Genomic DNA, 22,092 nt, shown 5'->3' on the forward strand with positions numbered 1-22,092 from the left:
TAGTACGTTCGTGGTGATGTTCGTCCCCCGACCAAGAAAGGGCACTCTCGAATGCGCGTGGCGATGTTCGGCTACCAGACCTGGGGGCACCGGACCCTCCAGGCGCTCATCGACGCCGGTCACGAGGTCGCCCTCGTGGTCACGCACCCGAAGAGCGACCACGCCTACGAGCGGATCTGGGCCGACTCGGTCGCCGACCTCGCCGAGGCCAACGGCATCCGCGTCCTGCTGCGCAACCGCCCGGACGACGCCGAGCTGCTCACCGAGCTGAAGGCGGCGGACCTCGACCTGATCGTGGCGAACAACTGGCGCACGTGGCTGCCGCCGGAGATCTTCGAGCTGCCCCGCCACGGCACGCTGAACATCCACGACTCGCTCCTGCCGTCCTACGCCGGCTTCTCGCCGCTGATCTGGGCGATGATCAACGGCGAGCCGGAGGTCGGCGTCACCGCCCACATGATGGACGGCGAGCTGGACGCGGGCGACATCGTCCTGCAGCGGGCGATCCCGGTCGGGCCCGCCGACACGACGACGGACCTGTTCCACCGCACGGTGGACCTGATCGCGCCGATCACGGCCGAGGCGATCTCGAAGATCGAGACGGGCTACACGCCGGTGCCCCAGGACCGCGCGAAGGCGAGCTTCTTCCACAAGCGCGCGGCGCGCGACAGCCTGATCGACTGGACGTCGCCGCCGGCGGACATCGAGCGCTTCGTGCGCGCGCTGTCCGACCCGTACCCGAACGCGTTCACCCACCACCGCGGCCAAGAGCTGCGGATCACGAAGGCGTCGGTGTCCCACGGTCACTACGGCGGCACGCCCGGCCGGATCTTCATCCGGGAGGGCGACGGCGTGGTGATCGTCGCCGGCCCGGACGCGCGGCGCGGGCAGTCGCCGGGTCTGCTGGTGGAGCGGGTCCGCACCGCCGACGGCACGGACCTCGCCGCGGCCGACTACTTCAAGACCATGGGCGGGTACCTCACCGACCGCCCCTGACCCCTCAGCCGTCCTTGCCCCGCGCCGGTTCGGCCGCGGTCTGGTCCACCGCGCCGGGCAAGGTACGGACGATCGTGTCCTGCGCCCGGCGCTCGCTGAACCCGGCCAGGAAAGCGAGGCCGGCGAAGAACAACGTGACCTCTTCGCCCGAACCGGGCACGGCGAGCGGAAGCAGCCCGGCGCGGACGAGCACCAGCATCGCCGCGCCGAAAACGGCACCGATGATCAACCGGAAACATCCGGAAAGAATGATCACCAGCCAGCCCTGGTCGAGGCTCACGCGCACCTTTTCCCGGTTCGCCGTCCGCGTCATGACGCTCACAATCGCGCCGATGGCTCCGGATACCACGCAGATGATCAGCTGGGATACGATTTCCGTCTTCATCGGCAGAAAAGCCACCGCGGCGACGACGACGGTAGCCGCGACGGCGCCCACGGCCAGCCCGCCGAGATAGCGGATCAGCGCCCGGTCGAGGGCCGCGTCCCGCGCGTTCTGCTCGATCTGGCGAATTTCCTTCCGGGCCGAAAGGACCGCGGCGGCCAGCCGCTCGGGCTTCTGCGCGGAACCCACCATCGCGTCGAGCACGCCCAGGAGGGCGGCCGCCGCGGTGTAGAGGCCCTGCACCAGGATCTCCTGCGACTGACCGCTGAGCAGCACGGAGTACTTCCGCTCCACCCGCCGGGCCGACCGGAACACGTCGTCGAATTCGGGGGTGCTGTCGGTGTGGTCGTAGTAGAGCCGCAGCTTGTGGACGACCTCCTTCGCCCCGCCGTCCGACCCGCTCTGCTCTTTGGCGACGAGCAGAAGCGCCGCCTGGCAATTGACCGCGTAATGCTCCTCCACGATCTTCCCCTGAGCGGCCTCGTACGCCGCCCGCAACTGCGCGAATCCCGAATGCTCGCGGTCCTGATGGGCTTTGATCAGATCGTGCACACACGGGCAGACCACCTGAGTTTCCGACTCCGGATCCGCTGCCGCGCCTATTCTCCTCGCATTGATCACCATGGTGATCTCCCCTCGCTGACGACCACACGACGGCGCCGTCACCCCTCGAATCACCCATTGTGACCGCCATTGCCCGAGAGCACCAATATCGCGCATTTAATGTCACCCGAACGGCGGCGCAGCGGAGGCTAAAGCACCTTGACCATCGTGTCGGAGTCCGCAGATCCCGCGCTCACGACCTCGTAGCCCTCCGCGAGGTACAGCCGCCGCGCGAAGTTCTTCCGTTCGACGCTGAGCCCGATCCGCCCGATGCCCGCCTCCACCGCCCGGGCTTCGATCGCCCGCAGCAGCGCCCGCCCGGCACCGCGGCCGCGCCAGGGGGCGGCCACGCCGATCGTCAGCTCGGGGACGTCGGCGGCGACGAACCCGTACCCCGGGTCCTCGGGCGGGAAGAAGCGCAGCCAGGCCGCACCGACCCGTTCCCCGTCCACCTCGGCGACCACTCCCAGGTCGTCCTCCCGTGGCCAGCCCGCGATGTAGTGCGCGGTGTTCGGCGCCCTCAGGACCCGGCGCCGGCTCTTGTTCTGCCACTCCGGCGACCAGTTCACCGCCGCCACGAGCATGTCGGCGAGGAAGTCGGCGTCGTCGCCACCCGCCTCGCGGACGATCACAGCTCGCGGACCTTGCCGCCGTCCACCTCGAGGCGGCGCCCGACGTGCACGGCGTCGAGCATCCGGCGGTCGTGCGTCACCAGCAGCAGCGTGCCCGGGTACTTGTCCAGCGCCGCTTCGAGCTGCTCGATCGCCGGCAGGTCGAGGTGATTGGTCGGCTCGTCCAGCACCAGCAGGTTCACCCCGCGGGCCTGCAGCAGGGCCAGCGCCGCGCGCGTGCGTTCGCCGGGCGAGAGCGTCGCCGCGGACCGCAGCACGTGGGCGGCCTTCAGCCCGAACTTGGCCAGCAGCGTCCGGACTTCGGCGTCGGGCAGCTCCGGCACCTCGCGCGCGAACGCGTCGGCGAGCGGGACGTCACCGAGGAACAGCTGCCGCGCCTGGTCGACCTCGCCGACGACGACGCCGGGGCCGAGCGTCGCGCTGCCTTCGTCCGGGGAGAGCCGGCCGAGCGTCGCGGCCAGCAGCGTCGACTTGCCCGCGCCGTTCGCGCCGGTGATGGCGACCTTGTCCGCCCAGTCGATCTGCAGGTCGACCGGCCCGAGCGTGAACCCGCCGCGGCGGACGACCGCGCCGCGCAGGGTCGCGACCACCGCGCCGGCGCGGGGGGCCGCGGCGATCTCCATCCGCAGCTCCCACTCCTTGCGCGGCTCCTCGACGACGTCCAGCCGCTCGATCATCCGGTCGGTCTGGCGGGCCTTCGACGCCTGCTTCTCGGTGGCCTCGCTGCGGAACTTGCGGGCGGACTTGTCGTTGTCGGGCTGCTTCCGGCGGGCGTTCTTGACGCCCTTCTCCATCCACGCGCGCTGCATCCGCCCGCGCGCTTCGAGCGCCGCCTTCGTGTCGGCGAACTCGTCGTAGTCCTCCCGCGCGTGCCGGCGCGCGACCTCGCGTTCTTCGAGGTAGGCCTCGTAGCCACCGCCATAGACGTTGACCTGCTGCTGCACCAGGTCCAGCTCGACGACGCGGTCGACGGTCCGGGCCAGGAACTCGCGGTCGTGGCTGACCAGGACGGTCGCCGCCCGCAGCCCGGAGACGAACCGCTCCAGCCGGGCCAGCCCGTCCAGGTCGAGGTCGTTGGTCGGCTCGTCGAGCAGGAAGACGTCGTAGCGGCTCAGCAGCAGCGACGCGAGCCCGGCGCGGGCGGCCTGCCCGCCGGAGAGCGACGTCATCGGCTGGTCGAGGTCGACGGCGAGCCCGAGGTCGGCGGCGACTTCCGCGGCCCGCTCGTCGAGGTCGGCGCCGCCCAGGTCGAGCCACCGGTCGAGCGCCACGGCGTAGCGGTCGTCCGCGCCGGCTTCGCCCGCGGTGAGGGCCTCGGTCGCCGAGTCGAGGTCCGCCTGCGCCGCCGACACGCCGGTGCGCCGGGCCAGGAAGGCGCGCACCGACTCCCCCTCGCGCCGCTCAGGCTCCTGGGGCAGGTGCCCGACGGTCGCGGTCGGCGGGTTCAGCCGGATCTCGCCGTCGTCGGGTTTCGCGAGCCCGGCCAGCGTCCGCAGGAGCGTCGACTTGCCGGCGCCGTTGACGCCGACCAGGCCGACGACGTCGCCGGGCGCGACCACGAGATCGAGGCCGGAGAAGAGGATGCGGTCACCGTGGCCAGCGGCCAGGTCCTTCGCGACGAGAGTTGCGCTCATGAGGTGGCCAAGTCTACGGCCACGTGCTGAACTGTCAGATCATGGTCAAAGCCACCGACTGTGTGTGTCCGGTGGCGCTTTGATCACTCAGTGTGGGTAACCTGTTCGGTTGTCGATACCCCCTCGCAGTGAGGTGAAGCAGCATGGGCGAATCCGCTCCCCCGGTCACCCTCGGCCGCAGGCCGAAACCGAGGGAAGGCCGCCCATCCGCGCCCCGGCCCACGGTGAGCCGGCGCCGGGAGGTCAGCCACGCCAGCGCGCGGTCGCTGCTGATGACCGTGCTCGGCGAGTACACGCTGCCCCGCGACAAGCCCGTCTGGACGTCGATGCTGGTCGAGGTGCTCGGCATCCTCGACATCGAGGAGAAGTCGGCGCGGCAGGCGCTGGCCCGCTCCGCCGCCGAGGGCTGGATGGTCTCCGAGCGCGTCGGGCGCCGGGTGCGCTGGTCGCTGACGCCGCCGGGCCGCCGGCTCCTGACCGAGGGCGCCGACCGGATCTACGCGTTCGGCCGCGAGGAGCGCCCCTGGAACGGGCAGTGGCTGATGCTGATCGTCTCCGTGCCGGAGGCCAAGCGCGACCTGCGCCACCGCCTGCGCACGCGGCTGACCTGGGCGGGCTTCGGCTCGCCGGTCGCCGGCGTGTGGGTCAGCCCGGACCTGAGCCGCCAGCGGGAGGCCCAGCAGATCGTCAACGAGCTCGGCCTCGACGCCCAGGCGATGTCGTTCACCGCCACCTACGGCGAGGTCGGCGAGCAGGAGACCATGGTCGCCCGGTCGTGGGACCTGACCGAGCTGAAGGACCGCTACGAGGACTTCATCGACCGGTTCACCGGCCTGCACCCCACCGGCGGCCGGGCGGTGCTGCGGGCGCAGACCGAGCTGGTGCACGAGTGGCGGCGGTTCCCGTTCCTCGACCCGCAACTGCCCGCCGAGCTCCTGCCGGCGAAGTGGAGCGGGACGAAAGCGGCGGAGCTGTTCCATCACAAACACGTCGACTGGCGCCCCGAGGCCCAGCAGTATTGGGACGACATCGTCGCCGCCGAAGAAGCAGGATGAACATGACTCAGCAGGTCCGCCTCGATCGTGACGGCGGGCTCGCCGTCCTGACCGTCGACGCCCCGCCGTTGAACCTCTACTCGGCTTCGCTGCAGGACTCCCTGTCTTCGGCGATCGCTTCGCTGGAGGAGGCCCCCGCGCGAGCGCTCCTGATCCGTGCCGAGGGCAAGATCGTCAGCGGCGGCGTGGACGTCTCGCTGTTCGACGCCCAGGGCTCGCCCGCCGAGGCGAAGGTGCTCTTCGACGAGATGCTCGCGGTGCCGGACCGGATCGCGGCGCTGCCGTTCCCGACGGTGTTCGCCGCCCACGGACTCTGCCTGACCTGGGCGTTCGAGGTCGCCGTGGCCTGCGACATCATCCTCGCCGCTTCCCGCGCGAAGTTCGGGCTGGTCGAGAAGGTCGTCGGGCTGACGCCGACCATGGGCGGCACCCAGCGGCTCGCTTCGCGGGCGGGCGTCGGGCGCGCCAAGGAGTTCGTGATGACCGGCGACACCTACGACGCCGAGACGCTCGAGCGCTGGAACGTCGTCAACCGCGTTCTGCCGGACGAAGGCTTCGACGACGCGGCCCGGGCGTTCGCCCAGCGGCTCGCCGACGGCCCGACGCGGGCGCACGCCGCGACCAAGCGCGTCCTCGACCACTTCTCCGCCGGCGGCGTCCCGGAGGCGAACGCGCACATCACTTCGATCGCCGCCGAGCTCTTCGAGACCGAAGACCTCCGCAACGCCGTCAAGTCGTTCCTCGCGGACGGGCCCGGGAAGGCGACCTTCACGGGGCGCTGAACCGCCGTTCGGACAACGGTTTCCGCCGTTCGGGCGCGGGCGCGCGTTACTTGATCGATGTGGTCTAGACCGGTTATCCCCCACCGGGCTACATTCGGACGTGGTCTAGACCACATCGTCCCTTTTCGTGTCGCTTGGAGAACCGCCATGAGACGCACTCCCGCACGACTACGCTCCGCACTCGCTGCCGTACTGATAGCTGCCGGCGGTGTCGCGGCGCTCGCGCCCCCCGCCGCCGCGGCCGGTTCGCTGACCGCCACCCTGGCGATGAGCGGCACGACCGGCACCTACACCGTCGCCAACACCGGCACCGCGTCGGTGAGCAACTGGGCGATCACCTTCACCCTGCCCGCCGGCGTCACCGCGTCGACCGGCGAAAACGGGACGGTGACGCAGAACGGCACGCAAGTCACGCTCACCCCGGCGTACTACATCGCGACGCTGGCGCCGGGCCGGACCACCTACCCGTACAGCCCGACCTTCCGGCTCAGCGCGGCCGCGACGCCGGCGCAGTGCCGCGTCGACAACGCGAACTGCGACGGTTCACCCGACACTCCCCCGGGCGCGCCGGCGAGCCTGCGGCTGGTCGCGAAGACGACCAAGACGGTCGCGCTGGCCTGGAACGCGTCGGCCGCCGGCTCGCTGCCGGTGACCGGCTACGACGTCTACCAGGGAACTTCCCTGGCCACGTCGGTGACCGGGACGAGCGCCACGATCAGCGGGCTCGCGCCGGGCACCGCGTACTCGTTCACGGTGAAGGCCAAGGACTCGAAGGGGACGACTTCGCCCGCGAGCACCGCGTTGGCCGTCACGACGAACAGCCCGGCCGACGACACTCAGGCGCCTTCCGCACCGGGTGGGCTGCGCTCGACGGCCGCCGACTCGGGCAGCGTGTCACTCGCCTGGAACGCTTCGACGGACAACACCGGGGTCGTCAGCTACGACGTCTACCGCGGCTCCGCCCTGGCGACGACGGTGACCACGACGTCCGCCGTCGTGACCGGGCTGGCACCGTCCACTTCGTACACGTTCACGGTGCGCGCCCGGGACGGCTACGACAACGTGTCGGCGCCGAGCACCGCGGTGACCGCCCGGACCGGTGACATCGTCTCCGGGTACGCGAAGGTCGGGTACTTCGTGCAGTGGGGCATCTACGGGCGCCAGTACTTCGTGAAGAACCTCGAGACGTCAGGGGCGGCTGCCAAGCTCACGCACCTGCTGTACGCGTTCGAGAACATCGACCCGGTGAACCTGACCTGCCTGTCCGGCGTCACGAAGGGCACGACGGCGAACCCGCAGGACCCCAACCAGGGTGACGGCGCGGGCGACGCCGAAGCCGACTACTCGCGGCCGTTCTCGGCGGCGCAGTCGGTGGACGGCGTGGCCGACACGGGCTGGGAGTCGTTGCGCGGCAACTTCAACCAGCTCAAGAAGCTCAAGGCGAAGCACCCGAACCTGAAGGTGCTGGTCTCGCTGGGCGGCTGGACGTATTCGAAGTACTTCTCGGACGTCGCGGCCACGGACGCGTCGCGCAAGAAGTTCGTTTCGTCGTGCGTCGACACGTGGATCAAGGGCAACCTCGCGACCTACGGCGGCGCGGGCGGCCCGGGCACGGCGGCCGGCATCTTCGACGGCATCGACCTCGACTGGGAGTGGCCCGGCAGCGCCGACGGTCACCCGGGCAACCACTGGAGCGCGAACGACAAGAACAACCTGACGGCGCTGATGGCCGAGTTCCGCACGCAGCTGGACGCGTACGGCGCGACGACCGGCAAGCGCTACCAGCTGCACGCGTTCACCCCGGCGGACCCGGCCAAGGTGGCGGCCGGCTGGGACCTGTCGAAGATCTTCACCTACCTCGACGTGGCGAACGTGCAGGGGTACGACTTCCACGGTTCGGGCAGCGACAACTCGTGGGAGCCGAACCGGACGGGCCACCAGGGCAACCTGTACGCGGACGCGGACGACCCGTACAACTTCCATTTCAGCGCGGAAGCGGCGATCAACGCGTACACGAACGCGGGCGTCGATCCACGCCGGTTGACGCTGGGGCTGGCGTTCTACGGCCGGGGTTGGCAGGGGGTGGCCGACGGTGGCAAGAGCGGCGAGTGGCAGTCGGCGACCGGCGCGGCTCCGGGGCAGTTCGCCGAGGAAGCGGGAACCCGGGGGTACGCCAACTTGGTGGCGAGCGTCCCGGGGTGCACGGTCCGCCACGACACGGCCGCGGTGGCGACGTCGTGCTACACCGGGAATGGCGGCCAGTGGTGGACGTTCGACGACGCTTGGTCGATCGGGCTGAAGACGACGTGGCTGAAGCAGCGCGGCCTGCTCGGCGTGATGGCGTGGGAGATGTCGGGTGACACCGGGACGTTGATGAACGCGGTCAGCGCCGGTCTCGGTTAACGGTACGGCTGTTCAGCCCGCTGAACGGAAACCGCCTTCCGTTCAGCGGGCTGAACATTTTCCGGTTCTTTTCTTCAGGTGGCGAAGAAAGGACTGTTGTTTCCTTGACGCGCGATGGTCTGGACCATGACACTGGCCGGACCCCCAGACATCGTCGTCTCGAGGAGAGCCATGTCCCGCTTGAGAAAAGTCGTCACGCTCGCCGCCCTCGTCCCGCTCGCATTGGGCCTGGTCGCCACCCCGGCCCCCGCGGCGCCGGCGACGTTCACGCATCCGGGCGTCCTGGTCAGCCGTCCGCAGCTGGACTTCGTCAAGACGCAGGTGAACGCCGGCGCCCAGCCCTGGAAAGCGGCTTACGACCAGGCCAAGTCGAGTACGTACGCATCGCTTTCGCGGACGCCGAAGCCGCGTTCGGTCGTCGAATGCGGCTCGTACTCGAACCCGAACTACGGCTGCACCGACGAGCGGGAAGACGCGATCGCGGCGTACACGGACGCCCTGATCTGGTACATCTCCGGCGACGCTCGTTACGCCCAGAAGGCGATCGCGTTGATGGACGCGTGGTCGGCGACGATCACGAACCACACCAACAGCAACGCGCCGTTGCAGACGGGCTGGGCGGGCTCGTCCTGGCCCCGCGCGGCGGAGATCATCAAGTACACGTACACGAGCTGGCCGAACTCGGGCCGCTTCGGAACGATGCTGCGCAACGTGTATCTGAACAAAATCATCAACGGCAGCAACAGCAACGGCAACTGGGAACTGTCCATGATGGAGGCCGCGGTAGGCATCTCGGTGTTCCTCGAGGACAAGACGAACTTCGACAAGGCGGTTACCCGGTACCGAAACCGCGTCGCTGCTTATGTGTACATCGCCTCGGATGGTTCTTTGCCGAAGACGGTTCCCGGCAGCGGACTGTCCACGCGGGACCAGATCGTGGGCTATTGGCAGGGCCAGGGAACGTTCGTGGACGGCCTGACGCAAGAGACGTGCCGAGACTTCGTCCACACGGGTTATGGAATCGCGTCGATCGCGGACGTGGCGGAGACGCTGCGCATCCAGGGCCAGGACGTGTACGGAACGGACGTGGGCGAGCGCCTGCGCCAGGCCCTGGGGTTCCAGTCGAAGTACCAGCTGGGCACGGCGGTGCCATCGTGGCTCTGCGGCGGCAAGCTGAACCTCGGCCTGGGCCCGGTGACGGAGGTCGGGTTCAACGCGTTGAACACGCGCCTGGGCATCGCGATGACGAACACGCAGACCCTGACGGAGCGCCAGCGCCCGGCGGGCTCGAACAACCTGTTCGTGGCGTGGCAGACGCTGACCCACGCGGGCAACGCTGCGTGACGTGACTTTGGTTCGCCTGACCTGTTTCCGCAGGTCAGGCGGATCAGGGCCCCGCGCGCAGGGCCGTTCGGCGGGCACGCTAGAGTACTTATCACGCACTCAGCGAGTGCGGGTCCGGGCTGTGGCGCAGTTTGGTAGCGCACTTGACTGGGGGTCAAGGGGTCGCAGGTTCGAATCCTGTCAGCCCGACGGACGCACGTGCAGGGCCCGTGAGCAGCATAAGCGCAGCTCACGGGCCCTTTGTGTTGATCATGGCGGGGTCGACAGTTGATCTACGCCCACGCGGCGACGTGGACCACCTGTGGACCAGTCGGCGGACGGCGACTGATCTAGAGGTGCGCACGTGACAACTGTGGTGGTGGCATGGCTCGCGCTATTGGTGTCGACTACGACGCTGGCGTGGCAAATCGTGTCCTGGCGACGGTCCGGCGCTCACATCACGGTCAACGGGTCGGTGGTCGACGACGGCGAACGAACCGTTCTTCGTGTCCACATCGTCAACCATGGGCGATACCCCGCGACGGTGACTGAGCTGGGCTACTACTCCTCAGACACGCAGCGGCGGCCGCGAGGCCGTGACGTTCTCAACCGGATGAGCGATGTTGCCGGCGGCCAACTACCGCTACGGCTTGAGGGGCAAGCCGACTTCGAGCACGAGATATACCTGGGCGAATACCGTGCACTACAACAGATGCTCCGCAAAAACCCTCAACATAGCCTATTTCCATACGCCCAAGTCAGAGGCAGGCCCATCTACGGCAAGCGCCTGAACATTAGGCTCGATTGAGACTCGCCCTCGCCTAAAAGGTCGGCCAGAGCCCCAACCCGATAGGCGTGAACAGTTGGCGGGCACGACCTCCGGGATGGCCGAGCTATACGACGCGCAGCCGTGGACCGCTCGTTGACCGCGGAGCAGACAGGTGCGCACTCAGCAGGTCGCCAGCATCCCGGATCGAGCTGAGATCCGGGTGAAGGTAGCGCTGCGTGGTGCTGAGCGACCCGTGGCCCGCAATCACCCGGAGCACATGGACCGGTACACCTGAGTCGGCTAGCCACGTCAGCCCAGTGTGCCGGAGGTCGTGGCGACGAAGGTGCTCGTAACCCAGCTTGGTGACCACCTCGTCCCAGTGGGTCGCGTCCCGGAGGATCGCCGTCGTCACGCACCCGCCACGCGGACCCGTGAACAACCGGGCCATCGGGTTCGCGCCGACCGCGTCGAGGCGGCTCGCCACCAACGGACGGATCTCCTCGATCAACGGCACTTTGCGCGCCCGCCGCCCTTTCGTGGCCTTGTTCAACAACCCGCCCGGGCCGGGCGTCGTCTGCCGACGCACGTTCCAGATCCAGCTCTCGCGGTCGACGTCGCACACACGGATGCCGGAGACCTCTCCGATCCGTGCGGCCGTGCACGCCTTAAACCTGACCACGTTTCCCCAACCCGCGTAGTTGTCGGCCGCCCGCGCCACGAGCGCGCTCGCCAGCCGCTCCAGCGTCTCCCAGTCCGGCAACGCCAGTGACCGCGGATCGTCGAGTTCGTCCTCGGCGAGCTGGAACTCACGCTGCCACCCGGTGATCCTGGCCGGGTTTCGATCCACGAGCCCGTCGCGGTACGCCTGCTCCATGACCCGGACAAGCATCGCCAAGCTGTTCTTAATCACGGATTTGGTGCACCCGTCGGCAATCCAGCTTATGGCAGCGCGATCGACCGCACCGTAGGTCACCATCCGGACGGGAATGTGGCCGAGCGTGGGCTTCACGCGCTTGCGCCAGCCCGCCAGATACGGGTCCGTCGTCTTCGCGGCCAACCCCTTAAGGGCCAAGGGCAGGTTGAGGTCGCCGTACGAGGCGAGCGGCATCGTGGCGGCGTCCGGGTCGACACCGCCGGCGGCCAGCTTGCGCATCTCGTCGCACCAGTCCTCGGCCTCCTCGCGGGTAGCCTTCGACCGTGACAGCGACCGACGCTTCTTCGTGACCGGATCCGTCCACCGGACGCGCGCCCGGAACGGCTTGGCCCGGTCCTCCAGCTCTTCGACGTCGACGGCAAGCTCAACACCGATCGGCGGACCGATCTCGTTTCTCTGGCTCTTCTCGGTGCTCATCCGGGGCTCCTGGTGCTGATCCATCCCGGACCTGCCGGGGTTTTTGCGGCCGACAGGCCGCTTTTCCGTTGCCACCCCCTAGTGAGGGCCTCTTCGTCCATCCCGTCGACCTGGCGTAAGCCCGATCAAGTCTGTCAAGGGGGCCCCGTTCCTGGGGTGGTGAGTGTGCGTGCGGTCTGCCCCCTTGACAGACTTGATAGCCCTTGTGGAGGTCGACGGGATGGACGACAGGCACGCACGAACGCAACCGGACCGCTTTTCTTGACCATCCCGGAGTGCCTGCCCGTCCGGCGAGGACATGTCTTTCTTTTGCCACCCGTTCGGCGCACATTTCGACTGCTCGGCGCCGGTTTTTGTCGGTGCTGGGTGTCACCATCGGGGGCATGGAGCTGACGGGACGCGACTTCGACCTGATTCCCCACGGGAACGTGCGTGTTCCCGTCGCGACGTTCGCGCGGCTGTGGCTGGCCGCCGAAGAACTATACGACCGGGAGTTGACCTGGTCGGCCTTCGGAGTGGTGATGACGTGCCGGTGGCTTGCCACGGCAACGGTTCGTTCCTCGGACGGCCGGACGTACCTCGCGCCGGCTCCGATCACGCGCCGTTCTGCCTGTGCGATCGCGGAGACGATCGAGCCGGAAGCCTTGGCTGCGGCGAAACTGCTCGACCGCCGGCCGGTGCCGACGTGGCTTGAGGAGCGACCGGGCTGGCTGTTGGCTATCCACCAGACCTTCGAATGGGCGTGGTACCGGAGCGGGAACCCGCCGATCGAAGTTCCCACCCCGGCCTCGACCCAGGGCTGACCGGTCACCACGTCACCGCCGCGTCGTCGTCGGACTGGGTCGCCTCGGCCGTGTCGGCGGTGTTTCGCCGGTGCATCTCAGCGGCTTGTGCTTCCTCGGCGGCACGCTGGTTGTCGGCGGCGTCGCGAGCCTGGATCTCCAACAGCGCTCGCCGCGCTAGGTCGACGGCATCGGCGGTCTCGGGCGCCGACAGCACCCGCACGTCCTGCGACTCCGTCACTGGCGGCTCCTCGGCAGCGACGTCCCGCACGTCGCTGACGTCCGTCTCCACGGCGTCATCGGCCTGCTGGTCGACGGTGGCGAGGTCGGCAGCGCGCTGCTCGGCCACGCCGGTGAGGTCGTGTTCGTCGGTGACCTCGCGGTGGACGTCTTCCTCGGCCATGTGCTCGTCGTGGGCGTCGAGCCACTCCTGGGTCGTGACCGTCTCGACCGGTTCCCCGTCAACGGCTCGTTTCGACAACTCGAGCCGGGCGCGGTCGGCAGCTGCGCGGGTCTCGGCGGTGTGGGCGAACCACAACGCGCGGGCTTCGTCCGCCGCTTCCAGCTCGATCGCCTGCCGCGCGAGCAGGTCGGCGAGCGCCTCGGCCTCGCCGGCTTCCCGCAGCAGTCGAGTCCGCTCCGCCTCATCGGCTGTGGCATCGGCTTCGGCGCGGCGCATCACCGCATCGCGCCGCCGGGAGTCGATCGCCTGGTGGGTACCGGCGAGCTCGTTGCCGACGAACTTCGGACCCCACGTCTTCTCCCGGTCCCACGCCCGGGCGCGCATCAGCAGCCGCCCGTCGGTCATCTCCAGTTCGTCCTCGCCGGACTTGGGCTGCCCGAGCGCTCTCCATGATGCGCGCCACGACGCGTAGACCTCGGCCTGCCCGGCTTTCGGCGCAGCACCTAACGCGGCCGCGTCGTCGTCGTGTCCGGTCAGCTCCCGGTGCGCACCTACCACCGACGCACGCTCCACCCACTGGTCGCGCGCGTCGGGTTCCTCGGGCACCGGGCCGAACGCCTCCAGCGCCCACTGCTGCGGCTCGGCCGCGAGCTGCTGGCCGAGTTCCTGGCGGCGCGCGTCGGCGGTGTCGGCCAGCGACCGCAGGTAGGTCGACCACTGCGTGTCGTCCACAGTCGGCAGCCAGTCGGCGTAGGACGATCCGACCGGTTCGAGGCTCACGTTCTTGGTGATCCGGCCGTTGATCACGTTCGTGAGCTGTCGGGAGCCGCCGAAGTCGCGGGCGGTCACTGCGTCGTCGAGGACCTGCCGCGGGTCGTGCCCGGCCAGCTCCGCCCGCCGCAGCACCCGCGACAGGGTCGCCGCGCCGTCCTCGGCGGCCATCCGGGCCCGCTCGTTGTCGGTGAGCTTCCCGTCCTCCACCAGTTCGTCCAGCCACCGCGCCGTCCGCCCGGCGGTGGCCAGCTCGGTCGCGTCGGCCAGCAGTTCGGCCGGGGTTCGGATCGCCTCGGCCTCGGCGGCGGCTTCGGTGGCCTCCTGCAACGCGGAGCGCTGCGGGCCGGTGCCCTCGAACGCGCCCGCCAGCACCGCGGCGGGCTTCCTGTGCACCGCGTTCAAGGCGGCGCCGCCGGGCGCGTCCTTCGGTACTGCCACCGTGGACACGTGCGCGGTGTTGCCGTGCCGGCCACGGGTCAGCCCGACGTAGAGGGCTTCCTGCCCGGTCGACTCGGTCACCACCGCGTGGCTCGTGTCGACCGTGAGCCCCTGGGCACTGTGGACGGTCGAGGCGTAGCCGAGCGCGACGTGCTCGCCGACGTAGGAGCCGGGCAGTGTGATCTGATCCCCCAGCACCTCGCCGACGCCGTCCTCGCGCCCCAGAACGCGGGCGACGAGCAGGCCGCCGTCCTCGCGGGTGTCGAGGACGCGGTACTGCTTGCGGTTGATCGGCGCCTCCGTGTTGCCCTCGAACCCGGCCAGATCCCAGCCGTTGCGGCGGGCCTGGACCAGGTCCCCGACGCCGGCGTAGGTGCCCTGCAGGCCGAGCGGGACGCCAGACTCGGCGACCTTGCCGAGCCGGACAAGCTCGTTGCGCAGTTCCGCGCACAGCTGCGCGGCCTGCTCGTTGGTGTCGACGGTGAGGATCGAGTGCTTCCCGGCGAGGGTGTCGGCCAGCCACGCCTTCGCCGCCGCGGTCTCGGCCTGCTCGCGGGTGCCGGCGTCGATGATCCGGCCGTGCTTGTGGTACTCCCCCAGCACGGATTCGTCGCCGTCGCGCAGCCGTAGCGACGCCGCACGCTCCCAGTCCGCCGCGAAGCGGCGGACCTCGGTCAGCTCGTAGGCCGCGCCCGCGTCGGCCATCAGTTCCATGCCGCCGCCCGCGCCGATCGCGGCGAGTTGGCGGTGGTCGCCGGTCAGCAGCAGCTTCGCCCCGGCCTGCTCGACGTGGTGGTGGATCTTCGCGAGTTCGGCGGTGTTGGCCATCGCCGACTCGTCCACCACCACCAGGTCACCCGGGTTCAGCCGCCACGCCTCGTGTTCCGGGTGCGTGCTGCCGTCCTCTAGCCGCGCCTGGGCGGTCAGCCACCGCGCGATGTTGCGCGCGGTCAGCCCCTCGCCGGCGAGCACGTCTGTGGCGACCTGGCTGGAGGCCAGCCCGACCACCTTTCGTGCGGCCCCGTCCCACAGGGCCGGGTCCTGCCACGCCTTGGCCAGCGCGCCGACCACAAAAGACTTGCCGGTTCCAGCTGGGCCGACCAGCGACTCGACCGCAGCGCCGGACGCGAGCACGCCGCGCACCGCCGCGGCTTGGTCCGCGCCGAGCACCACGCCCTGCTCGGCCAGTGCCGACACGAATCCGTCCACCGCCGGTCCGTCCAGCATCGGGGCGCCCCGGCGCGCGGTCGCGGCGGCCAGTGCCCGTTCGGTGTGGACCTGCTCCGGGGTCGCGTAGAGGCGGGACGCCGGGGCTTCGTAGGCGGAGCGGCCGTTGGCCAGCTTCAACGCGTCCGGCAGCACCGCCACGCCCGGTCGGTCGGTACCCAGCAGTGTCGCCAGCTTCACGCCCTCGGCGGTCAGCGTGTCCAACAGCCGCGTCACCTGGGACCCGTCGAGGTCGCCGAGCTGATCCGGCAGCGCATCGGAGATCGCACGCGTGAGGTCCGGCTCGGTCCACCCAGCCTTTGTGGACTGCACGTCCGCCAGTGCCGTCTTCAGCACCTCGGCCGGGGACCACGCGACGTCCTCGCGCGCCCCGTGGTCGAGGTTCAGAACGTCGCGGGCGACCGCGCCGAGCCCGCCGGCCACCTCTGCCCGCAGTTCCCGGTCCCACCGCTCCAGGCGCGCCTCGACGGTCTCGCCGTCGTGCGACTTGGCCTTGCGGGTGGCGAAGGTGGCCTGCTGCTGCAACCGGTTCAGCTCCAGCGAGTTCGGCTCACGCCCGAACTTCGTCTCGAACGCCTCGACAAGGCTGGCGGTCTTCTTCGTGATCGCGCGGCGCCGCGAGCTGAACAGCTCCATCACCCGCTGGTCGATCCCGACGACCTCGCGGGACTTGCCGTCCGGCCGGGTCGCGAACCGCACGCCGAGTGCGCGTGCGAGGTGTTCTTCCATGGTGCGTTCGCCGACCGCGGCGGCGGCGCCCCGGAACTTGTACATCGCCTTCGAGTCCAGGGTCCGCCACTTTCCGTCGGCGCCCTGCACGCGGTTGAGGATCGCGTTGTGGATGTGCAACTGGGGGTCGTGGTTGCGCGAGTCGTGCTGGAAGAACGACGCCACCACGTAGTCGTGGGCGTCGATGAACCGGCCCGCGGCGCCGCCGTGGTGCCCGACCCGGCTGTAGCCGGCGTGCTCGGACAGGTAGTCCAGGCTCGCCCGGTTCCCGGCCCAGATCGCATCTTCGACCGCGTCGCGGTGCGTCTTCCACGACACCGCAGCGGCGCTCGCGTCGTCGCGCTGCCGGGCCAGTTCCGCCAACTCGGCCGGTTCCGCGCCCGCGGTGGACGCGGCGTCCAACGCCTCGGCGAGCCGCTGCGCCGTCCGTTCAGCCTTCACCTGCTGTGCCTCGAACGAGGTGTGCAGGACGGTCACCGACTTCTGGACGCTGAACGTCGCGTCCAAAAGGCCACGTTCTGCCGCGCCGACTTGCTCGCCGCCAACCGAAGTTCCTCGCGGCGTTCAGGCGTCGCGCCGGGCTCGGCGTCCAGTGCGGCGGCGTACAACTCGTCCTCCGTCGGATACTTCCGGCCGGTGTGGCCCAGAGTGGACGCCTCGGCCCACCGGGCCGGATCCTTGAACGCGTCGTCGCGCGGGTCGACGAAGCACTCGTAGACCGCGCGCATGTCCTGCTCGTCAACCAGCCCGGTCAGGCCGAGTTCCTCAGCCCCACTGCCGTACCAGCGGCCCGGCGGCTCCCCCGCGGCCACGGCGTCGGTGTAGTAGTTCTCCCGGCCCTTCGCGACCTCCTCGGTGAGGTAGCGGACCGAGTAGCCCTGCCCGATCGACAGCATCAGAACCCCCTAACAAGATCAACTAGCGGGACATGAAGATCAACAACGGCGATCGTGTTCCCGCGCGCCGGCCACGGCGCAGCGGCCCATCGGATCGTGATGCCAAGGTGTGCATTCGGTATGCATTCGGTATTAGTTCTTGGGCTGTCTTCTGAGGTGAGGTGCTGTTGAGTGTCTTGACTTGAATTGATGGCTTACTCGGTGGTTCTGCTGTGATGAGTGACGTGGTGATGATGAGTTCGTGTTGGTGGTGCTGGTTTTCGTCGTGAGTTGAGGTGGTGATTGCTGGAGCTGTAGGGCGTGGAGAGCCGCTGTGGCTGTGCTGGTGCTGGGGCTGACTTGAGAGGGCTGCCGGGGTGTGCTGGGAGGCGCTGAGACGATCTCGGTGCGACGCGGTTAGCGCGAAAGCATCGGCTGCTGCTCGGCACGACCTCGACAGCGGCGGCGCGCTGACTGGTCGGCGCTGTCCGGCAACGATCGCGCCGCACGACCGCAACGGCGTCAACTGAACGAATCCGGGCACCTCGGCTGAACGTCCACCCCACGCCGCCGCACTGAACGCGTCCAACGACGCGCGCTGAACGCGCCCGCACTGAACGGACACCAACGCCAGCCGTTGAACGGCCCCGGACTGGACGACCGGAATGGACACCGCGCGCCCGTTCACCGCGCATCACCGATCGCGCTCTGCGGACCGGCCGCCGACTCCCCCGCCGGCACCGCCGCAGCATCGTGTCCAGTGAGGTGCTGAACGATCGCGGCCAACTGCTCGACGTACTCGAACAGGTCCGGCACCGCCTCGACGACCACCCGCAGCGCCCGCACCTCACGGCGCAGCTGCGCCACGTCCGGGCAACCGCAGCTCGTCTGCGGCACGCCCTCGCTCATCAGCTCTCCCGCACAGTCGTCGAAGGTCCAGTCGGGAGCACAGGGCGAAGCCGGAAAAGATTTGCCCGGACGCGGCGCCGTCATGCCGTCAGCTCCAGTGCGCCGTCATCGGCCCGCGCGGTCTCGTCGGCGCGGTCCTCGGCCTGCCAGCGCGCCACCCGCTCGGCCCGCTCGCCGTCCTCGTCCACAGCGCCGCCGCCGGCCACGCGCTCCACGGCTTCCTCCGCCGCACGCACCGCGTCACCGGAGTCGCGGACCTGCTCGGCCATCGACTCGACGCTCGCCCGCGCGGCGTCGCGGTCCATGCCCGGGTGCTCGGCCGGGTCCATCCCGATCCGCAGCTCCTTTTCCCCCAGGCACACTCCGCACGCGGTGCCCGGCGCCGACCACGGCTTGCGTCCCGGCGACCCGACGCACGACGGGCACGGCACGCACACCATCGCGACCTCGTCCTCGGCCTGCGCCACTGCCTCGGCGGCAGACAGCTCCTGCCCGGCCGACGTGGGCAGCGACTCGGCGCCATCGCCGAACTCGCGGTCGATCACGTCCCCGCTGGCGGCCAGCACCCGCCGGTAGGCCTCCCGCAGCCCGGGGTCCTCGACCGCCTCGGCGACGTCGTCGAGGCTGAGCGAACGTGCCAGCGCGACCGCGTCGAGGTCCGACGCGCCCGGATCGCACGTCGCCCGCTGGTAGGACGCGACCGCTCGGAGCGCGGATCGCAGGTCGGTGCCGGACTCGATCGTGGCCGCGCTGTTCACGTCACCCTCCATCGACGGACGTTGCGTCGGAATGTCCACGGACACCTCGTGCCCGTCGTCGTGCTGCTCGGCCTGCTCGGCCGCCGTGTCCCCTGTCGTCCGCTCGGCCTGCGCGCGCATCTCGGCCAGCACGGTCGAGGCCGTGCCGGTCGACACGCCGGCCAGCTCCGCCAGCCGCACCCCAGACGGCAACTCGCCGTGCTCGGCCGCGAACTCCCGCGCCGCCGCGCGCGCCGCGTCGCTCTTGCGCTGCGGCCACGGCCCCTTCGCCTTCGGTGCCTTCGCCGCCGCGTCACGGGCGTCGCGCACGTTCCGGGCGTAGGCCGCGGGAACCGTGACTCCCTGCTCGGCCAGCTGAGCCAGCGCCGCGGGCATGTCGTCCCCGGTCTCCCGCAACGCCGCGCGGACCGCGGCCGCCTTGCTCAACCCCGCCGTCGGCGACTCGCCGGACGCCGGGACCAGGTCGGCCAGCTCCGCCCGCAGCCGCTTGCGCGCCTCCGAGCACGCCGTCTTGATCGCCGCGGCGGTCGTGCCCGCCACCTCGGCCGCCTGCTCCGGGTGCAGCTCGTCCAGGAACCGCAGCTGCATCCCGCGCCGCTGCAACGGCCTCAGCCCCGCCAGCGCCCGCACCATCCGCGGCGACAACGGCGTGGCTTCCCGCTCCTGCCGCGCCACCGCGTCGTTGTCCGCAGGCTCGGTCAGCGCATCCTTCGCCGCTGCCTCGACCGCCGACACCTGCCGGAACCGGTCGTGGCGGCTGTAGTCGACCACGGCCCAGCGAGCCACCCAGCCGCACAGCCACGCACCCACATCGGTCGTGTCCGGGTTGAAGGCGGACGCCTGCTCCGGGGCCCGCAGGAACGTCTCCTGGATCAGGTCCTCGACGTCGGCCTTGTCGGTCACCTTGCCGACCAGGTACTGCCGCACCCGCTCCCGGCCGTGCCGATACAGCTCCCCCAGCGCCTCCAAGTCCCCCGCCTGCACCCGGGCCACCAACGCCGCCGCGTCGCCCTCGGTCAGCTCGCCGAACCCGGCCGCGAACCGCCGGGTCCTCGCCGCCCGCGTCATGACGCCATCCCGTAGGACAGCTGCGACTCCTGCGCCGCCTCAGCAGCTGCGTCGTCGGCCTGCCAGCGCGCCACCCGCTCGGCCCGCTGCTCGTCTTCGGCCGCGGCCCCGCCGTCGGAACGCTCCATCGCTTCCTCGACCGCGCGCACCGCGTCACCGGAGCGGCGCACCTGCTCGGCCAGCGACTCACCCGCCGACCCGTCGGCAACCGAGTCCCCCTCGGCGCCGAGGTCGTCGAGCGCGGCGCGCGCGTATCGCCGCAGCACCCCGGTCTGCTGGGTCAGTTGCTCGATGGTCGGCAGCGCGCCGTGCTCGTCACGGAACCGGCGCGCCGCGTCGCGCACCTGCTCCCCCTTCGTCGCGCGCTTGGGCGGCGCCGTGCGCACTGCCTCCGGCGCGACCTCGGCCGGCGGCGACCCGAACATGCCGCTGCGGATGCCGCGGATGTGGCTCTCCGACACCTGCACGCCCTGATCACGCAGCCACGTCGCCACCTTCGCCGCGTCGTCCTCGCCGACCGCGGCGAACGCCTGGTGCACCGCCTCCTTCTTGCTCACCTCGGCCAGCGGCGACCGCGCCTCGGGTTCCAGATCGGCCAGCTCGGCCCGCAGCTGCCTCCGAGCCTTGTGACAGCGATTGGCGATTGCCTCGACGCTGATCCCGGCCGTGCTCGCAGCACCCTCACTGGACAGCCCGTCCAGGTAGCGCAGCTCCACCGCCTGCCGCTGCGCCGGAGTCAACGTCTCCAACGCCGCGGCCACCCGAGGCGACAACGGACGCGACTCCCGCTCGTAAGCGGGCTCCGCCGGTTCGAGCTGAGACGCACGGATCGTCTCGTCCACCTCGGCGCGCCGCCGCCATTGCCGCTGCCCGTACTCCGTCAGCGAATACGAGGCCAGACCGCACAACCACGAACCGACCGCGCCGACGTCATCCAACTTGCCCGCCTGCGCCCTATCCGTCAGCCGCAGGAACGCATCGTGCACGACATCGTCCACATCGGCCTGATTCGAGATCCGGCGCGACAGGTACCGGGTCACCGTCGAACGGCCCTGCTGAAACAGCTCGCCCCACGCGTCCCGGTCCCCCGACGCGGCGCGGGCCACCAGCTCGCGCGCCTCGGCCTCACTGAGGCTCCCCAACCCCTCCGCGTTTCCACGCTCAACGGTCGTGGCCGTCACCGCGACCACCGACTCTCGCGACCCGAGTCGCCGACATACTCCGCCGCGGCCGTGCGGGCCCGACGGCACTGCCGGTACGCGAGCGCGTGGCCGATCCGGTCTCCGGTCTCCTCGACCACGGCCGCCAACCACTCGGCAGCAAACTCCAGGCAGTCGCCGCCGCGGCCAGCCATGCCGGCGAGCCGCTGCGCGGCCAGCGCGCCGTTTCCGCGCCCGCGCATCAGGCCACGTCCTCGACCACAACCGCCGAACTGGGCGCCTGTGTCACCGCGGCCAGCTCGCACGCGGCGAGGTAGTTCTCGAGCGCGTCGCCCGGGATCCGGACCGCGCCCTTACCGGTGCCGACCCGGCGCGCCCGCAGCGCGCCCGTCTCCACCGCCCGGTAGATCGTGGCCGCCGAGACGTCCAAACCGTCAGCGACCTCTCGGACCCGGTACGACCGGGTACGCTCAACCTGCATCGTTTTCTCCCAAGGTTTCGGTGCGTGCCTCGGCCGGTGCGCCAACACCGGTCGGGGCTTCTTGCTGTTCACCAGGGGTTGCGACACTGCCTGCAACAAGTGCGACACTAGCTAGCTGTGTCAAGAGAGTCAATATTCTTGGTACATTGAGAGAGCTAAGCCACCCAGCTGTACCGTGTGTCACATGGGACAACCAGACGCGAATCGACCCGGACCGCCGTACTTGCAGCTGGCAGAGTCGTTGACCAAGGCGATCCGCAGCGGCCAATACGCCCCCGGCGACGCATTGCCGAGCTACAAGGCGCTGGCAGAGGAGTACGGCGTCGCCGTCGGCACCGTGCAGAGCGCAATCGGTCGCCTCCGCGAGCAGGGCGTGATCGTGACGCGACATGGCACCGGTTCGACCGTGCGCGCCGACCTGGACGTGGAAACACTCGACGGCGACAACCAGGAAGGCGACCACTGGCCAGAGATCGCGCAATCCCTCAAGGAGATCGCCACCCGACTCGCGACGATCGAGGCCAAGCTCGAAGAGCGAGAGTGACTGACACGCAGGGC

General features: G+C 70.1%; 19 protein-coding genes and 1 tRNA gene. 9 read left to right on the forward strand and 11 right to left on the reverse strand.

Features of this window, described 5'->3' with window-relative positions; all coding sequences use genetic code 11:
• The first annotated feature begins 51 nt into the window (after positions 1-51).
• Complete coding sequence (locus AB0C38_RS43465; RefSeq protein WP_360685309.1) at positions 52-996, forward strand: methionyl-tRNA formyltransferase; 945 nt, start codon at positions 52-54, stop codon at positions 994-996.
• 4 nt (positions 997-1,000) lie between these two features.
• Here AB0C38_RS43465 and AB0C38_RS43470 read toward each other — a convergent pair whose 3' ends face one another.
• The 3 genes from AB0C38_RS43470 to AB0C38_RS43480 form a co-directional block, all read right to left on the reverse strand.
• Entirely contained in the window at positions 1,001-2,002 is a 1,002-nt protein-coding gene (locus AB0C38_RS43470) for a hypothetical protein (RefSeq protein WP_360685312.1), read from the reverse strand.
• Positions 2,003-2,130: 128 nt separating this feature from the next.
• Positions 2,131-2,613: a GNAT family N-acetyltransferase gene (locus AB0C38_RS43475; protein WP_360685315.1), complete on the reverse strand. Its 483-nt coding sequence runs from the start codon at positions 2,611-2,613 to the stop codon at positions 2,131-2,133.
• A complete protein-coding gene (locus tag AB0C38_RS43480) occupies positions 2,610-4,247 on the reverse strand; it encodes an ABC-F family ATP-binding cassette domain-containing protein (protein ID WP_360685318.1) in 1,638 nt (545 codons plus the stop codon). Before AB0C38_RS43480 ends, AB0C38_RS43475 begins: the two co-directional genes overlap by 4 nt.
• A 272-nt stretch (positions 4,248-4,519) precedes the next feature.
• Here AB0C38_RS43480 and AB0C38_RS43485 point away from each other — a divergent pair, with 272 nt between their 5' ends.
• The 6 genes from AB0C38_RS43485 to AB0C38_RS43510 all read left to right on the forward strand — a co-directional run bounded on the left by AB0C38_RS43485 (position 4,520) and on the right by AB0C38_RS43510 (position 10,618).
• Positions 4,520-5,302: a PaaX family transcriptional regulator C-terminal domain-containing protein gene (locus AB0C38_RS43485; RefSeq protein WP_360685377.1), complete on the forward strand. Its 783-nt coding sequence runs from the start codon at positions 4,520-4,522 to the stop codon at positions 5,300-5,302.
• A gap of 2 nt (positions 5,303-5,304) precedes the next feature.
• Entirely contained in the window at positions 5,305-6,084 is a 780-nt protein-coding gene (locus AB0C38_RS43490; RefSeq protein WP_360685321.1) for an enoyl-CoA hydratase/isomerase family protein, read from the forward strand.
• A 147-nt stretch (positions 6,085-6,231) separates the two neighbouring features.
• Positions 6,232-8,487, forward strand: a complete 2,256-nt coding sequence (locus AB0C38_RS43495; protein WP_360685324.1) for a glycosyl hydrolase family 18 protein — start codon at positions 6,232-6,234, stop codon at positions 8,485-8,487.
• A gap of 171 nt (positions 8,488-8,658) precedes the next feature.
• The gene (locus AB0C38_RS43500; RefSeq protein WP_360685327.1) at positions 8,659-9,831 is read left to right on the forward strand and encodes an alginate lyase family protein; all 1,173 of its coding nucleotides are present in this window, start codon (positions 8,659-8,661) and stop codon (positions 9,829-9,831) included.
• Between the two features lie 115 nt (positions 9,832-9,946).
• Positions 9,947-10,020 (forward strand) — tRNA-Pro (locus tag AB0C38_RS43505).
• Positions 10,021-10,174: 154 nt separating this feature from the next.
• Positions 10,175-10,618 carry a hypothetical protein gene (locus AB0C38_RS43510; RefSeq protein WP_360685330.1) on the forward strand — a complete coding sequence of 148 codons (444 nt, stop codon included), beginning with the start codon at positions 10,175-10,177 and terminating at the stop codon, positions 10,616-10,618.
• A gap of 85 nt (positions 10,619-10,703) precedes the next feature.
• Here AB0C38_RS43510 and AB0C38_RS43515 read toward each other — a convergent pair whose 3' ends face one another.
• Positions 10,704-11,930, reverse strand: a complete 1,227-nt coding sequence (locus AB0C38_RS43515) for a tyrosine-type recombinase/integrase (protein ID WP_360685333.1) — start codon at positions 11,928-11,930, stop codon at positions 10,704-10,706.
• Positions 11,931-12,313: 383 nt separating this feature from the next.
• Here AB0C38_RS43515 and AB0C38_RS43520 point away from each other — a divergent pair, with 383 nt between their 5' ends.
• On the forward strand, positions 12,314-12,733 hold the full coding sequence (locus AB0C38_RS43520; RefSeq protein WP_360685336.1) for a hypothetical protein: 420 nt from the start codon (positions 12,314-12,316) through the stop codon (positions 12,731-12,733).
• Positions 12,734-12,737: 4 nt separating this feature from the next.
• On the opposite strand, the gene mobF is transcribed toward AB0C38_RS43520, so the two are convergent.
• The 7 genes from mobF to AB0C38_RS43555 all read right to left on the reverse strand — a co-directional run bounded on the left by mobF (position 12,738) and on the right by AB0C38_RS43555 (position 21,534).
• Positions 12,738-16,790, reverse strand: coding sequence for a MobF family relaxase (gene mobF / locus AB0C38_RS43525; RefSeq protein ID WP_360685339.1), 4,053 nt, complete (start codon positions 16,788-16,790; stop codon positions 12,738-12,740).
• Complete coding sequence (locus AB0C38_RS43530) at positions 16,757-17,179, reverse strand: relaxase domain-containing protein (protein ID WP_360685342.1); 423 nt, start codon at positions 17,177-17,179, stop codon at positions 16,757-16,759. The genes mobF and AB0C38_RS43530 overlap by 34 nt, the downstream gene beginning before the upstream one ends.
• A 663-nt stretch (positions 17,180-17,842) precedes the next feature.
• Positions 17,843-18,067: a hypothetical protein gene (locus AB0C38_RS43535; protein ID WP_360685345.1), complete on the reverse strand. Its 225-nt coding sequence runs from the start codon at positions 18,065-18,067 to the stop codon at positions 17,843-17,845.
• 80 nt (positions 18,068-18,147) lie between these two features.
• Positions 18,148-19,893 carry a sigma-70 family RNA polymerase sigma factor gene (locus AB0C38_RS43540; protein ID WP_360685348.1) on the reverse strand — a complete coding sequence of 582 codons (1,746 nt, stop codon included), beginning with the start codon at positions 19,891-19,893 and terminating at the stop codon, positions 18,148-18,150.
• Positions 19,890-21,074, reverse strand: coding sequence for an RNA polymerase sigma factor (locus tag AB0C38_RS43545; protein WP_360685351.1), 1,185 nt, complete (start codon positions 21,072-21,074; stop codon positions 19,890-19,892). Before AB0C38_RS43545 ends, AB0C38_RS43540 begins: the two co-directional genes overlap by 4 nt.
• Positions 21,071-21,295: a hypothetical protein gene (locus AB0C38_RS43550; protein WP_360685354.1), complete on the reverse strand. Its 225-nt coding sequence runs from the start codon at positions 21,293-21,295 to the stop codon at positions 21,071-21,073. Before AB0C38_RS43550 ends, AB0C38_RS43545 begins: the two co-directional genes overlap by 4 nt.
• Positions 21,295-21,534, reverse strand: a complete 240-nt coding sequence (locus tag AB0C38_RS43555) for a helix-turn-helix domain-containing protein (RefSeq protein ID WP_360685357.1) — start codon at positions 21,532-21,534, stop codon at positions 21,295-21,297. Before AB0C38_RS43555 ends, AB0C38_RS43550 begins: the two co-directional genes overlap by 1 nt.
• A 184-nt stretch (positions 21,535-21,718) precedes the next feature.
• Here AB0C38_RS43555 and AB0C38_RS43560 point away from each other — a divergent pair, with 184 nt between their 5' ends.
• Complete coding sequence (locus tag AB0C38_RS43560) at positions 21,719-22,078, forward strand: winged helix-turn-helix domain-containing protein (protein WP_360685360.1); 360 nt, start codon at positions 21,719-21,721, stop codon at positions 22,076-22,078.
• Positions 22,079-22,092: the final 14 nt, after the last annotated feature.

This window comes from Amycolatopsis sp. NPDC048633, assembly GCF_040650695.1.
GTDB lineage: Bacteria > Actinomycetota > Actinomycetes > Mycobacteriales > Pseudonocardiaceae > Amycolatopsis.